This window comes from Chitinophagales bacterium, assembly GCA_041392475.1.
In the GTDB taxonomy this organism is placed as follows: domain Bacteria; phylum Bacteroidota; class Bacteroidia; order Chitinophagales; family UBA2359; genus JAUHXA01.
Window position 1 is genome coordinate 2,041,273 of record JAWKLZ010000001.1, and the last position, 14,711, is coordinate 2,055,983.

At 40.2% G+C, this 14,711-nt stretch carries 18 protein-coding genes; 15 read left to right on the forward strand and 3 right to left on the reverse strand.

All coding sequences use genetic code 11. From position 1 onward, the window contains the following. Positions 1-6: 6 nt before the first annotated feature. The 8 genes from R3E32_07490 to R3E32_07525 all read left to right on the forward strand — a co-directional run bounded on the left by R3E32_07490 (position 7) and on the right by R3E32_07525 (position 6,571). A complete protein-coding gene (locus R3E32_07490) occupies positions 7-294 on the forward strand; it encodes a hypothetical protein (protein ID MEZ4884550.1) in 288 nt (95 codons plus the stop codon). A 68-nt stretch (positions 295-362) separates the two neighbouring features. Beyond that, positions 363-863: a hypothetical protein gene (locus R3E32_07495; protein MEZ4884551.1), complete on the forward strand. Its 501-nt coding sequence runs from the start codon at positions 363-365 to the stop codon at positions 861-863. A 471-nt stretch (positions 864-1,334) separates the two neighbouring features. Beyond that, complete coding sequence (locus R3E32_07500) at positions 1,335-1,715, forward strand: hypothetical protein (protein ID MEZ4884552.1); 381 nt, start codon at positions 1,335-1,337, stop codon at positions 1,713-1,715. A gap of 181 nt (positions 1,716-1,896) precedes the next feature. Beyond that, entirely contained in the window at positions 1,897-2,973 is a 1,077-nt protein-coding gene (locus R3E32_07505) for an efflux RND transporter periplasmic adaptor subunit (GenBank protein ID MEZ4884553.1), read from the forward strand. Then, entirely contained in the window at positions 2,970-4,229 is a 1,260-nt protein-coding gene (locus R3E32_07510) for an FtsX-like permease family protein (GenBank protein MEZ4884554.1), read from the forward strand. Before R3E32_07505 ends, R3E32_07510 begins: the two co-directional genes overlap by 4 nt. A gap of 1 nt (position 4,230) precedes the next feature. Further along, complete coding sequence (locus tag R3E32_07515; GenBank protein ID MEZ4884555.1) at positions 4,231-4,923, forward strand: ABC transporter ATP-binding protein; 693 nt, start codon at positions 4,231-4,233, stop codon at positions 4,921-4,923. Between the two features lie 174 nt (positions 4,924-5,097). Then, positions 5,098-5,619: a hypothetical protein gene (locus R3E32_07520; GenBank protein ID MEZ4884556.1), complete on the forward strand. Its 522-nt coding sequence runs from the start codon at positions 5,098-5,100 to the stop codon at positions 5,617-5,619. Positions 5,620-5,758: 139 nt separating this feature from the next. Beyond that, a complete protein-coding gene (locus R3E32_07525; GenBank protein MEZ4884557.1) occupies positions 5,759-6,571 on the forward strand; it encodes a DUF6544 family protein in 813 nt (270 codons plus the stop codon). Positions 6,572-6,982: 411 nt separating this feature from the next. On the opposite strand, the gene R3E32_07530 is transcribed toward R3E32_07525, so the two are convergent. After that, positions 6,983-7,141 (reverse strand): hypothetical protein, encoded by a 159-nt coding sequence (locus R3E32_07530; GenBank protein MEZ4884558.1) that lies wholly within the window; start codon positions 7,139-7,141, stop codon positions 6,983-6,985. 128 nt (positions 7,142-7,269) lie between these two features. Here R3E32_07530 and R3E32_07535 point away from each other — a divergent pair, with 128 nt between their 5' ends. The 5 genes from R3E32_07535 (at position 7,270) to R3E32_07555 (ending at position 13,080) form a co-directional block, all read left to right on the forward strand. Further along, positions 7,270-10,344, forward strand: a complete 3,075-nt coding sequence (locus R3E32_07535; GenBank protein MEZ4884559.1) for a CHAT domain-containing protein — start codon at positions 7,270-7,272, stop codon at positions 10,342-10,344. Continuing rightward, on the forward strand, positions 10,263-11,240 hold the full coding sequence (locus R3E32_07540) for a tetratricopeptide repeat protein (protein MEZ4884560.1): 978 nt from the start codon (positions 10,263-10,265) through the stop codon (positions 11,238-11,240). Before R3E32_07535 ends, R3E32_07540 begins: the two co-directional genes overlap by 82 nt. Positions 11,241-11,359: 119 nt before the next feature. Next, a complete protein-coding gene (locus tag R3E32_07545) occupies positions 11,360-11,557 on the forward strand; it encodes a hypothetical protein (protein ID MEZ4884561.1) in 198 nt (65 codons plus the stop codon). 154 nt (positions 11,558-11,711) lie between these two features. Next, complete coding sequence (locus tag R3E32_07550) at positions 11,712-12,251, forward strand: hypothetical protein (GenBank protein MEZ4884562.1); 540 nt, start codon at positions 11,712-11,714, stop codon at positions 12,249-12,251. A gap of 148 nt (positions 12,252-12,399) precedes the next feature. Then, positions 12,400-13,080, forward strand: a complete 681-nt coding sequence (locus R3E32_07555; protein MEZ4884563.1) for a hypothetical protein — start codon at positions 12,400-12,402, stop codon at positions 13,078-13,080. A 150-nt stretch (positions 13,081-13,230) separates the two neighbouring features. On the opposite strand, the gene R3E32_07560 is transcribed toward R3E32_07555, so the two are convergent. Both R3E32_07560 and R3E32_07565 read right to left on the reverse strand, forming a co-directional pair. After that, positions 13,231-13,638: a putative toxin-antitoxin system toxin component, PIN family gene (locus R3E32_07560; GenBank protein ID MEZ4884564.1), complete on the reverse strand. Its 408-nt coding sequence runs from the start codon at positions 13,636-13,638 to the stop codon at positions 13,231-13,233. A 5-nt stretch (positions 13,639-13,643) separates the two neighbouring features. After that, positions 13,644-13,877, reverse strand: coding sequence for a hypothetical protein (locus tag R3E32_07565; protein ID MEZ4884565.1), 234 nt, complete (start codon positions 13,875-13,877; stop codon positions 13,644-13,646). Positions 13,878-14,136: 259 nt separating this feature from the next. On the opposite strand from R3E32_07565, the gene R3E32_07570 reads away from it, so the two are divergent. Both R3E32_07570 and R3E32_07575 read left to right on the forward strand, forming a co-directional pair. Continuing rightward, positions 14,137-14,373, forward strand: a complete 237-nt coding sequence (locus R3E32_07570) for a hypothetical protein (GenBank protein ID MEZ4884566.1) — start codon at positions 14,137-14,139, stop codon at positions 14,371-14,373. Further along, the gene (locus tag R3E32_07575) at positions 14,339-14,704 is read left to right on the forward strand and encodes a hypothetical protein (GenBank protein ID MEZ4884567.1); all 366 of its coding nucleotides are present in this window, start codon (positions 14,339-14,341) and stop codon (positions 14,702-14,704) included. The genes R3E32_07570 and R3E32_07575 overlap by 35 nt, the downstream gene beginning before the upstream one ends. Positions 14,705-14,711: the final 7 nt, after the last annotated feature.

Genomic DNA, 14,711 nt, shown 5'->3' on the forward strand with positions numbered 1-14,711 from the left:
ATAAAAATGAACATTAAAGATTTGCTCCCTCAAGATAAAGCTGTTTCAACAGCGGTGCTTCTTAGATCAGAACAGGCAACTGTCACGGTTATTCAAATTTTGGAGGGCGAACAATTGAAAGAACACGTCACCAAAGTTCCAGCACTCTTGATTTGTATTATCGGAGAAGTAGTCTTTGAAAATGAAAAGGGGATGAAAGAATCATTATTGTCGGGCGACTATGTTAGCATCGCACCAATGATAAAACATTGGCTAAATGCTATCACAAACAGCCAACTTATACTTTTCAAATAGTGCAGTCATTTCCGAGAGTGATGTTGGATTGTAAGCATGTATTTGGTCAAATTTTCAAATTTTAAATTATGAATGGAGCACACTGGCATTTAGTACTCAATCATTTACCCATTATCATCCCGATGGTTGGTTTGCTTGTGATGATTGGAGGTTTATTGATTAAATCAGAAATTTTAAAGCGGGCCGCATACAGTATTTTCATTTTAGGTGCAATTACAGCAATAGCTGCTTTCTCAACGGGTGAGGGTGCTGAAGAGGTGATTGAAGGAATTCAAGGTATAGATGAGCGCTATATTAAAGTGCACGAAGAAATCGCTGAAGTTTTTTCAATAATACTCTATGTCTTGGGAGCTATTTCCCTAATCGGATTATGGGCCAATTGGAAAGGAAAGTCCTTTTCTAATTCCATCGTATTCGTAACAATAGCACTGTCATTGGTCGGTTTATTCTATGCCAAACAAACTGGAACCACCGGTGGAGAAATTAGACATACCGAAATTAGAGTAGATGGCATAAATAATAGTAATATAAACCAAAATAGTGAACGTGAAGGAGAAGATGATGACTGATGATTATGTACCACATCAGTATTTGCTTATTGTATTTGGGTTGAACGGAAACCTGTTCCGATGATGAATCGGAATGGAGTTCTGTAATTGCTTGCACTATTTTCTACAAATATTCAAGGGATACCTGTTCCGAAGAAATCGGAAACGGACTTATGAGTTACCGTTTATTTACTTTTAGCTGTACTAGAAGTTTTGTAGCAAAAGTTTTTATTTAATTTTTTTAGACTTTAGATGAAGGAGTAAAGACGACAGAAATATAAATTTAACTGCCTGATAATTATTTTTTTACGCCCATTTACATCAATAAAAGGAGAGTTTGATTATCAAGTTTTTATATTTCACCTCTTGCTTCCGACTTCTTTCCTCCAAAGTCCAAAAATATTATAGCTAAGGAAATTTCCAATTCGATTCATGCATTGAAGATGAATCAACCAAAACGATTTCAGTTTTTTAAAAAATAAATACCAAAAAATGAATACAAAAAAGAACTTAGGCATTTGGATGGATCATTCGACTGCAAATTTGATAGATGTAAATACTAAAAAAAGCAATCATTCGATAAGTTCACAATTTACACATAATACAAAAGAAGAAGTATTAAATAGAAGTGAATATATTATGCATAACAAAGAGGAACAAATGAATGAAGCCTATTATAAAGAAATAGCAGATGAGATTTTGAAGTATGATCATGTACTCTTATTTGGCCCTACAAATGCAAGGTTAGAACTGCATAATTACCTGAATAAGGATTTACATTTTAAGGATATAAAAATTGACATTGAGTCAGCAGATAAGATGACAGAGAACGAACAATTCGCATTTGTAAGAAAGCATTTCGATAACCAATAGGGTTGCCAACAAAATAAACACCACATTTGAGGTGACGGCTTTTGAAGTTTACTCTTTGAAAAACATTGATTTTCACTGCAATAGAGAACCTTTGAAGCAAAACTTCAAAAGTCTAAATCGGGAAATTATTTTATTGATGTTCCTTAGGAAATCTTAGTACATACTGAAACTATGATACTCTATGAAAAATGCTTTTCTATTTTCATTGATTTTATTGGCTGGCTGCAAGTCCGACCAGAAAACAATACGACCAGTAATTCAAAACATCACGGAATCGGTCTATGCCTCTGGTGTTATAAAAAGTAACAATCAATACGAGGCTTTTGCAACGGTAAGCGGAATTGTCGAGGAGGTATTTGTGGACGAGGGAACAAGTGTGGAAATCGGCTCGCCTATACTGTCTATTGTGGATGATGCTCAAAAATTGATGGCGGAAAATGCTCGGTTATCCAATGAATTCAACGCCTTGAATGTCAATCGTGGCAAACTCGATGAAGTCAGGACTTTGGTGGATTTGACGAAGAGCCAAATGGAAAACGATTTATCCATGCTTGAAAGACAAAGAAGACTTTGGGCTCAGAACATCGGAGCCAGAGTGACATTAGAACAAAAAGAACTGGCATACAAAAGCTCAACCTCCAACCATAAATCTGCCAAGGAAAAGTTGGAGGAGCTTGAAAGGCAATTGAAGTATCTCTCTAAGCAAGCCCAAAATAATCTTTTGATCAGCAACAAAACCACCAGCGATTACCTCGTAAAAAGTAAAGTAAAAGGGAAGGTTTATCAGATGAACCTCACCAAGGGAGAAATTGTCACTCCTCAAATTCCGATTGCCATTATAGGTGATGATGAAAAATACCTGCTCGAAATGCAGATTGATGAATATGATATCGTGATTATCCAATTGGGTATGCCCGTCTTGGTGGTGCTGAATAGCTATCAGGATTCGGTTTTTAATGCCGTAGTGTCTAAGATCAATCCCATCATGAATTTACAAAGCAAGACCTTCACCATAGAAGCGGAATTTGTGCGACCACCGAATGTCCTGTATCCAAATATTTCTCTGGAAGCCAATGTGTTGATCAGCACAAAAAAAGACGCTTTGCTCATACCAAGAAACTACCTGCTCAACGACTCGATTGTGGTGAACAAGTCAGGGAAACAACTAATGGTAAAAACTGGTTTGAAGGATTACCAAATGGTAGAAATTATATCGAATATAGATGTGAATGAAGAACTTATCCTCCCTGAACAATGAAAATTAAACTCATCACACAGATTTCAGTGGCTTTGCTCACCGCCCGACTAAAACAAACGATGGTTGCTGCCTTTGGTGTCACCTTCAGCATCACTATGTTCATCACGCTACTCAGTTTTATGGCAGGTCTAAACGATTTGCTCGACAATCTAATTCTGAACCGGACTCCCCATGTGAGACTCTACAATGAAATCTTGCCTTCCAAGATTCAGCCCATTGCCAGATCTACTGCATTTTCTGGAGCCTACCATTTTGTGAAGCATGTAAAACCCAGAAATGAATTGCTGGAAATTCGTAACAGTGCAGCCATCATCAATGCACTAAAAAATGATCCCAATGTCCGAGGTGTTGCTCCCAAAACCACCATTCCCATTTTTTACAATGTAGGTGCCATTAATCTAACGGGGGTAATCAACGGCATTGACGTAGATGCAGAAAACAGACTTTTCACCTTTCAGGATTATGTGGTACAGGGGAAAACCATAGACTTGAAAAATACGCCCAACAGCATCATATTGGGCATTGGAGCCGCAAAGAAAATGCTCGTTCAGATGGGGGATAACATCCAAGTAACGACCAGCAATGGCACTCGATTTCCGTTGAAAGTAGTTGGATTCTTTCAATCTGGTATAGATGAGATAGACAAAGTTCAGAGCTATACAACCCTTGCAACAACTCAAAAAATGCTTGGAAAACCTGCAAGTTATGTCACCGATATTCAAATCAAAATTTCTGATATGACGATTGCGCCAGCTCTTGCTAAAAAATACCATAAGTTGTTTGAAACAGAAGCCATCGACATTCAAACCGCCAATGCCCAATTTGAAACAGGAAGTTCGGTGCGGACGCTGATTTCTTATGCGGTGGGCATCACCTTGCTGATTGTGGCTGGATTTGGGATTTACAATATCCTGAATATGATGATTTATGAGAAAATGGATTCCATTGCGATTCTAAAAGCTACTGGTTTTTCGGGCAAAGATGTCAATGCCATTTTTATCACCATTGCCCTGACGATTGGTTTGGTAGGTGGCGCACTTGGATTGGTCTTTGGATTGGGGCTGTCTGCCTTGATTGGCGAAATACCCTTCAATACCGCTTCCTTGCCTACGGTAAAAACCTATCCTATCAGCTACAATCCGAACTTCTATTTGATAGGGGCGGTTTTTTCAATCATTACCACTTATTTGGCGGGATACTTTCCATCTAAAAAAGCAAGCAGAATTGATCCTGTGGATATCATTCGAGGAAAATAGCATGGAAAAGAAGAAAGTTATAGAAGCTGTAAGCATTAGCAAATCATTTCATGATCCCATCACCGTGAAAGTCCTAACTGATGTGAGTTTTTCTATCAATACGGGTGAGTTTGTTTCTATTGTGGGGAAATCAGGTTGTGGCAAATCAACCTTACTCTACATTTTATCTACCATGGATACCAGCTACGAAGGTGAGCTATTGCTGGACGGCATCAGCATGAAAGACAAAAAGGATGCAGCCTTGGCCAAGGTGCGAAATGAAAAAATCGGTTTCGTATTTCAATTCCATTATTTACTCAATGAATTCACCAACCTTAAAAACGTGATGCTGCCTGGACTCAAACTAGCAAAACTCACACCCAAAAAATTGGAACACAATGCCTATGAGAAATTAAAGATTCTGGGGATAGAAAAGGAGGCACTAAAATACCCTAATCAGCTTAGCGGTGGTCAAAAACAGCGTGTAGCTATTGCTCGGGCATTGATTAATGAACCCTTGATTATCATGGGAGATGAACCTACGGGTAATTTGGACAAAAAAAATAGCAATGTGGTGTTTAATATTTTCAAGGAGCTGGCAGAAGAATACCACCAGTCTTTATTGATTGTTACCCACGATCTGGATTTTGCAGCGAAGACCCATAGGACCATCACCATGGAAGATGGGAAAATAATCAGCACTGGCTTAATCTAAAATTCCCCTAAATGTGATTTGAGGTATTTCACAATAGATGTTATCTGAATGTAAAAATTATACAATTCTATTTTAGAATAATATAACGCATTTCTTCAATCTCACCCTATCTTTGAATTGTTGTGAAAATGCTTTCACACTTAATTTTTTCAAATTTTTAATAAAAAAATTATCATGAAAAATACTGTAATACGTGCAAAGCACATTAAGAAATTAAGGGTTACAATCGGGCTTTTACTATTGCTTTTTTTGAACCCAATCATGGCTCAAAACAATTGGAACTTAACCTTTAGAGGCGCAGTCGATTTTCCAACAAAAAAAATGGGAAATGCTACCTTAAAAACGGGTTTCGGTGGTGAAGCAACAATTGCCTATCAATTCCTTCCAAAATTAGCCGTTTATACAGGCCGGGGTTGGAGCAAATTCAGTACCGATAAGTTATTTGGTAACACAAATATTGATATTGAAGAGACGGGATACCGGGCTGGACTTCGATTTACTACCCTATCTCCTTTTAAATACATAGGAATATTGTTTGGGGCAATTGCTTTAACTACTTGGGGTATTGCGGTTTTTTCACCTTCACTACTCCTGCCTTTTATTGGTATGGGTGGTACAGAAAGGTGGGTGGCATATCCACTAATGCTTTGGTTAACAGGTTTGGGTGGTTATTTAATGAGTAAAAATACAGTTTAAAAATATGTAAGTAGTAAAAAACTCTTAACGCTTTCATATCACCTTAAATCAATGATGCTTAACCTGACAACAGCAAGAAATATTATCACTCTACTTCCTCATTAAGAACTATTTGTAAGAGATGAAACACAACAAACTTATGATAATTACAATCACCCTCATTGGACTTCTCTTATCAATCCTAATTATTGGCAAAATAAATTTGTCCATAAAATTCAGCAAACAAGTCAAAGCGCTTTTTGCTCAATCAAAAAATATCTCCAACCAGACCTATCATAAAAACCAAATCGACAGTTTGCCAGAACCTGTACAACGGTATTTTAACCATATTTTAAAAGAAGGTCAATCCTACATCAGTTATGCAAGAATTAAACATGATGGACAATTTAAAACAGACCTTAACAAAGATTGGATAGATATAACAGGAGAACAATACGCAACAACGGCGAAACCAGGCTTTATTTGGAAAGGCACAACAGCCATGTTTGTTGCACGAGACATGTATATTTCAGACCAGGGAAGACTGATTGCTACCCTTTTTTCAGTATATAATGTTGCGGATGCAAAAGGCGAAAAATACAATGAAGGCGAACTCCTTCGTTGGCTTGGAGAAAGCGTTTTGTATCCGACGAACTTATTACCGAGCAATAGACTTCAATGGTTTCCGATTGATTCCAATACCGCAAAACTTACCTTTAATTACAATGGACTTTCCCTATTTTTTAAATTTACTTTTAATGAACTTGGAGAAATAACCGAGATGGAAACGCAACGATATATGGGCGAAAACAATCTGGAAACTTGGGTGATCAAAGCAACAAACTACAAGAAAATGAATAATGTATTTATACCGACAGCCTTTGATGTGTTATGGCGATTAGACAAAGGTGATTTTAGTTATGCGAAATTTAATATCACAGAAGTGGAGTACGATAAACCTGAAAAATTCTAACCGTTACTAAAGCGAGGGATAAGCAGCAAAAAAATATTGTACTACCTCCGCTCGAAAGCAGAAATAAACAATCTCAAAGAACAACATTAAAAAAGTTGATGCTATACATAAAAGCAAAAGAATCACATAGGTTTTTTTTGTGATTTTTATACGTCATACCACGGAAACCCTTGTAAATCCTATTCTACCTCAAAAACAATACAGATTCCTTTTGGATTTCACTTTCAGCAAAACATCGACTTCTTCCAACTGCTTTCTCCACTATCAGACTTACAATCCAATTTGATTGCAGCCAACAATCCAAATACCAAAAAATCAAGTATTTCTAAGCGGAATGTTCGGCTTCATAAACCGAGGGAAAGTCAGATGTGAGGTAAATCCAAATAATCTATTCTTATGGCCACTAACTTCCTAAACCGCATCACCTCCCACCCCCATATCTGCCACGGAAAACCCTGCATCAGAGGCATGAGATTTCCTGTTGAAGTGATTTTGACAAGGGAGTGAAACTTTGGCAACGGTTAACAACCTTGCCAACAGTTGAACGGCATACAAGCACCACCACTCCAACTGTTGCCAAAGTCTTCGACTGTTGGCAAAGTTTCTGTTCGTTCAGAAAATTCTCCTTCATTTGGCAAATCCCCACTAATTCATGTATATTGCAAACATTCCACTACCGTAATAAACCAATTCCGAAAATGATTCCAAGCCATTCCCTCTCCCTGCAAATCTCCAAAGAAGCCCAACAAAACCTAAACACGCTTCAAGAACAACTCGAAGCGTATTTGAAGGAATGTAGGTCGCTGCAAAAACCTTTCTACCTTCCCGCCCATTTAGCCGAAAAATTTCAACAAAGCCTCAACGAAATTTTGGCAACGGGCGACCATTGGCTGCAATTTTTCGGGCAATTGCACAGCACAGCCGAACATCAATTGCTGCAATTGGAAAGCGACAGCAATTTTTTGTTGAACCAATTTTGGCGCATGGCACAAAGTCCAACAACAAAAGAGTTGCTGGCAGACATTCCCCATCTGTTTCTCGCCAATCAACTGAAAAATCACCCTTCCACAACTGCCTTCAAAGCCAACAATCCCCTGCCTTTGAAGATATTGGTGATGATTTCGAGTCCTGAAAATTCGGCAGTGGACAAACTATTGGACTACGAAGCCGAAGAGCGGCAATTATTGGAGGCATTTGAGCCTTTGTTTGAGCATGGACAGGTGCAGATAGATTTCACCGATGTCGGTTCGCTCGAATCCCTTGCCGAAAAACTGCGGGACAATCCCTACCACATATTGCATTTTTCGGGACACGGCACCTATCAAGACGGAGTCGGTTATTTGGAATTGGAAGACCACCTGAGCATGAACAGCAAGTTGGTGAAAGCGGCTGATTTTGCGGAGGTGCTGAATCGGAAGCCCGAACACCGCCCTGCTTTGGTGCTGTTGAGTTCTTGTCTGACCGCAAGAGGCACTGCCGACGACCAACTCAGTGGCATGACCAATTACCTGCTGCATCAAGGCATTCCTGCAGTGGTAGCGATGGGTTGGAGTATTTTAGACAGTTATGCCATTCAGTTTGCGGCGGAACTCTATCGGCAAATCGCCCAGCGAGAACCCTTGCACCGAGCTTTCCGCAGCGCACTCCTACACATCCGAGAGCAAGAAGCCGAAATGTGGCGAAAAGCAGGAGCGGCGGATCTGATTCGCCCTTTTCAATGGCTAATGCCGCAACTCTACCAACGACAAATCGTGACGCATTTGGTGGATTGGTCGGCTCCAATGGACAAGGTGAAGCTCAAAAGTTTTCGCTTTGTGTCGGGGCAGGAAAAAATGATATTGAAGCGCAGCCTATCCGCACAGCACTATTTTGTGGGCAGACGCAAGGACAAACGGGATGCTGTGCCGATTTTTTTGAAGGGCAAGGCATTATTGCTCAAAGGGCAGGGCGGTATGGGCAAAACCACGATGGCAGAATATTTGGTGCAGCGCATGATTGCCTTCAACAACCGCAGCGTTCCTTTTCTGTTCGACCAATATGCTACTATGGAGACGGTCTTGGACAGTATGTCGGAAGCATTGGAGGATGAATACGACGACTTTGATTTTCAAGAGAAATTGGAGAAAATTGACAAAGGAATCAGCAAGTTCAAGTTTCTTTTGAAAACACTCAAAAAATACTGTTTCCCTATTTTTGTATTCGACAATTTGGAAACTTTGCAAAGTAAACCAAACAAACCGTTTTTAGACAAAAAAAGTGATATTGCTGAGATTATTGTCTTTCTCTACAAAAACCAAAAAACACCCCTCCTGCTGACCTGCCGCTATGAGGTGGCAGAATGTCCCGACATCGCCACAGTGAACCTCAAGCATGTGGGACTGAACGACTTTTGGAAAAAAATCCGCTACCTCAGCATCAATCAACTGCGGCAACACCTACTCCAACAGCAACAAAACATACACCCCAACAGCGAAAACCAACTGACCTACAAAGCCGTAGTGAATTGGCTCTACGAGACCTTTGGGGGCAATTTTCGGGCATTGGAGTGGTTCGACGAGCAGTTCCAAAATGCGCCCAAAGGTATTGCAGCGAGCATCCAAAGCCTCAATGAATTGAAGGAAAAATACCGCACTGCTACTGAGGAAACCCTGCGAAAAATGACCACTGATTTGGCATTTGGGCAGTTGCTGCAATTGTTGGACGAAAGCGAAAGTGACAGCCTGCACTTGTTGGCGCACTTCCAAACCCCCGTTGAACAGCGCGCCTTAGAGCTGCAAAACCAAGAACTGCCCTACGAAAAAAACCTGCAAAAACTGCAATCACTGACCTTGGTAGAACAGGCTCAAACCTACTACTATGTGAATCCGCTGACCAAAGAACTGCTGCAAAAAAACAGCCCCGCCCGCCCACCCACCCCCCTTTTCTCCGACCGACAAGCGGGCAACTACTACTACGCCCGCTACCACAACTTCCATGAGGTGACAATGGGCGAAATCGAAGCAGGGCTGCAACACTACCTCAAAGCCCAATATGCCGAAAGGGTCAATGAACTCGGCGGCAAGGTGCTGAACTACTACTATGGTCAATCTGCCTTCCGCAAGGCTTTGCATTATGCTGAATCCATTGAAGCAATCGCAGCCGAAAGTTTGGATACAGAAGTGGGCAATCGAATTGGATTGATTTATAGGGTATTTGGGGAGAATGACAAAGCAATGAACTTGTATCAACGCAATCTCGCCATTCAGCAACAAATTGGAGATAAAAGCGGGGAAGGAACGACGCTCAATAATTTAGCGACAACTGCTCATGCCAAAGGTGACTATGACACCGCTTTGGACTACCTCAAAAAATCCCTCGCCATTCAGCAACAAATTGGAGATAAAAGCGGGGAAGGAACGACGCTCAATAATATCAGTCAAATCTATGATTCCAGAGGTGACTATGACACCGCTTTGGACTACCTCAAAAAATCCCTCGCCATAAGGCAACAAATTGGAGATAAAAGCGGGGAAGGAACGACGCTCAATAATTTAGCGACAACTGCTCATGCCAAAGGTGACTATGACACCGCTTTGGACTACCTCAAAAATCCCTCGCCATTCAGCAACAAATTGGAGATAAAAGCGGGGAAGGAACGACGCTCAATAATATCAGTCAAATCTATGATTCCAGAGGTGACTATGACACCGCTTTGGACTACCTCAAAAAATCCCTCGCCATTCAGCAACAAATTGGAGATAAAAGCGGGGAAGGAACGACGCTCAATAATTTAGCGACAACTGCTCATGCCAAAGGTGACTATGACACCGCTTTGGACTACCTCAAAAAATCCCTCGCCATTCAGCAACAAATTGGAGATAAAAGCGGGGAAGGAACGACGCTCAATAATTTAGCGACAACTGCTCATGCCAAAGGTGACTATGACACCGCTTTGGACTACCTCAAAAAATCCCTCGCCATAAGGCAACAAATTGGAGATAAAAGCGGGGAAGGAACGACGCTCAATAATATCAGTCAAATTTTCAAAGCCAGAGGTGACTATGACACCGCTTTGGACTACCTCAAAAAATCCCTCGCCATTCAGCAACAAATTGGAGATAAAAGCGGGGAAGGAACGACGCTCAATAATATCAGTCAAATTTTCAAAGCCAGAGGTGACTATGACACCGCTTTGGACTACCTCAAAAAATCCCTCGCCATAAGGCAACAAATTGGAGATAAAAGCGGGGAAGGAACGACGCTCAATAATTTAGCGACAACTGCTCATGCCAAAGGTGACTATGACACCGCTTTGGACTACCTCAAAAAATCCCTCGCCATTCAGCAACAAATTGGAGATAAAAGCGGGGAAGGAACGACGCTCAATAATATCAGTCAAATTTTCAAAGCCAGAGGTGACTATGACACCGCTTTGGACTACCTCAAAAAATCCCTCGCCATTCAGCAACAAATTGGAGATATGAATGGAATTGCAGTTTCTCAAACCAATATCGGAGCCTTGTATTTTGATATAAGAAAATTTGACCACGCTGTTTTACCTTTGTTGGAGGCATATCAGATTTTTCGACAGATTGGTTCGCCCAATGCTCAGACAGTAGAACAATGGCTGAATGCTTTGGTTGGAAAGATAGGCGAACAGCGTTTTCGGGAGATTATGGAAGCGGGATAATCAGGGTTTGCTCACTAAGGGAGGGTTTCGAAACCCTCCCTTAGTGAGCATTCGATAGCGAGTAGTTTTGTTCAGATTATTCGATTTTATTCATACATTCATTCAAAAAACCAAACAACATGTCCAAAATCATTGAATACCATTTCACTTGCCCCAAAAACCACCTCATCAAAAAACAATATTCCCTGCAATCGGAATCAGGCGGAGCAGACAAGACGACTGTTCAGGTTTATTGCGATTTTTGCGACAAATTTTATTCTTTTGATGTCGAGGGGGATATTGATAAGTATGGGACTGTTCACAGAGGAGACAATTGAGATTAGCAAAAGACTTTGGAAGTTTCCTTTTGATAACAGACTGATTTTCAAACATTCCATATCTTTAGGGATAAACTTCCAAAGTCTAAATCGAGATTTTATTGTATGGACAATCCCTAAAAATAGCGTCCATTCGTAGCCCATGAATTAATTCATGGGCTACGAATGGGGATTTCAGAAGTATTTGCTTCAATTATTCAACACCAAAACCAAACCTACTACTATGAGCAATCCCAATCCAACACAAAATACACCCGAATCCCAAGAACCTAGGCCTACCATCGTTGCGGCACAATTGACACGGGGAGAAAGCCCCTCCGAAAAAAGCTGGCGGGAACACGCTCTCAAAATGCAGCAATCTGCTCCCGAACACTTCGAGAGTGCCGCCAAGTTTTTGTCGGGTTTGGTGTCCATCTGCTTGACCCTCTTCCTCAAAATCAATGAAAACGCCTTTGCCGCTACCGACATGAAAGCATGGCTCGGCACTGCCGTTGTTGTGTGGTTGATTTCCGTCCTCTTCTCCTTCTTCGTCTTTTTCCCCTTCACCTATCCCTACTCCCAACATTCCGCCCAAACCGTCGAGGCTGCCAATCGAAAAATCGTTCGCACCAAGAAGTTTTGTTTGATGGTCGCTACGGTTGCGTTTGTAATGGGTTTGGTGATTTTGGGAGGGGTGTTTTTGAAGGGTTTGTAGTTAGTGAAACTTTGGCAACGGTTGAAAACCTTGCCAACAGTTGAACGACCCCACCCTCGCTCGAACTGTTGGCAAAATTGAAAATTGTTGCCAAAGTTCTTGCTACATTCGTAAATTTGTAACTCACACAAAACAAACCACTGCCACCATGAGTTCCTACTACTATGAAAAATTGGAGGAAGGATATTTTTACCACATCTACAACAGAGGCATCAACGGTGAAAACATTTTCAAAAAAGAGAAGAACTACCTCTTTTTCCTCAAAAAATACGCCCAACACATTCCGCCTGTTATGGACACCTACGCCTATTGCCTCCTAAAAAATCACTTTCACTTATTGGTTCGCATCAAAACAAGAGAAGAACAAGAAGCCTACTTTGAAAAGTACCAAAAGGTGCTAGATGTCAGTCCGAAAGCCCACAAAGTCAGAGGAAAATACATGACTTACAAATATCTCGACCCAAGTTATCAAATCGCTCATTTGTGCAACGGATATGCACAAGGCATCAATGCAGATTTTAAGTCAGGTGAGAAAAAACGAACAGGTGGTCTTTTTGAAAAACCCTTTCAACGAGTCAAAATTACTACCGAATCCTATTTTGTGAACGCCATTTACTACATCCATCGAAACCCTCAAAAACACGGTTTTGTCAAAGATTTCCGAGAATATCCTCATTCTTCCTATCACTCCTTTCTTTCCAAGGGTAAAACCCAATTGATGCGAAAGGAGGTTTTGGATTGGTTTGGAGGAAAGGAACAGTATATCGAACTTCACAATAAGGTTCAAGAATTGGATGGTTTGGAAGATTGGTGTATTGATTTTGACTAAATCGACTTGACCACTCGAACTGTTGCCAAAATCGGAAATTGTTGGCAAAGTTTTCGTTCCTCCCACCCCAATATCTGCCACGGAAAAGCTTGTATTAGAGGCATGAGATTTCCTATTGAGGTGGTTTTGGATATGCTGGGTTCGGGAAATTTAATTATCCAGTATTTCTTTAAATTCTTCCGCTGCAATTACATCTACTTTCGGAAAATCTACATTAGATAGAATATCAAAATGCTTATCATGTGTCACCAAATATTTCGCCCCTGCTGCTATGGCACAATCCACAAATTTATTGTCGTCAGGGTCGACAGTAATCAAGTTCCACTTAAAATATCGGGTAATCAGTTCTACATTGGGTGCATTTTCAATGATTTGTAAAATAACAGAAGCAACTTGTTCTCCCATGTGTCTGCTCAAAATCTCCTCATATTCCATCAATATTTCGGTTGTCACACACAATGTATATTTCTCCTCCAAGAAATTGTCAAAAACCCAACGATAAGCCGACTTTTGGGATATAGACACCAAGAGGATATTTGTATCAATCACTACACGCATTTTCGTCACTTTTTAGAGTTATAAGGAGTTCTGATATGGGTATGTGCCAATCGTTCCATATCTTCATTTGTCCAAGATTTTTCTTCCCATACTTGATTTGCCATTTGGGTAGCTTTATCTGCCAAATAACGTACAATCATTCGCTTGATTGCCAACAAGTCTTTTTCTTCTAAGTCTCTGGAAAACAATTGTAATATCTCCAACTGAAGGGGATTGAGAGGGGATGATAATGTATTCATTGCTTTGTTTGTTTTTCTTTTTCAAAGATAGAAAACTTCTTTTGGAAACACTGGCTCATTCTATCTGAAATGTTATTATAAGAAATGCCACTTTATTTCAAAAACGTTGGAACTTATCATTTAGTTTCATAGGTTTACGAACAAATGGAATTGGGATTTCAGGTACACTTGTTTCCTTATGTGTTTAAAATTGAAACCAAATCTCACCCCAAATGGTTATTCCCAAAGAAGAAACAATCACCTTAATAAACGTTTTGGTATGAATATTCAAATCATCAAAGACCCAACAGGCACACCACAATCAGTAGTTATTCCCTACCAAGAGTGGAAAAAATACGAGCTTCAAAATCTAAAAATCAAAAACAAATTAGAAGTTTTGAAGGGACTTCAACAGGCAGTCGAAGAAGTAAAAGAAATCAAAAAAGGTAAAAGAAAAGGCAAAACTTTAAAACAATTTTTGAATGAATGTCGAGATAATAACAACACCGAACTTTGAGCGAGCCTTCAAAAAACTGCACCGCAAATACCGTTCTCTGTTAGATGATTTTGACGTTTTGGAGGAGAAACTACTCACCAATCCACATTTGGGAACTGCATTGGGCAATGATGCCTACAAAATTCGATTGGCAGTTAAAAGCAAAGGAAGAGGCAAAAGTGGCGGTTTGCGAGTCATTACTTATGTTGAAATGGAAATCATTGTTCTTGAAAATGAGGAAGAGGAACACTGCGATGTTTATTTGTTGGTAATCTACGATAAATCTAATACAGAAAGTGTTGCCAAATCAGAAATCCTTCAAATGATAAAAAACATCAAGTCTGACGATTAAAAAAGCA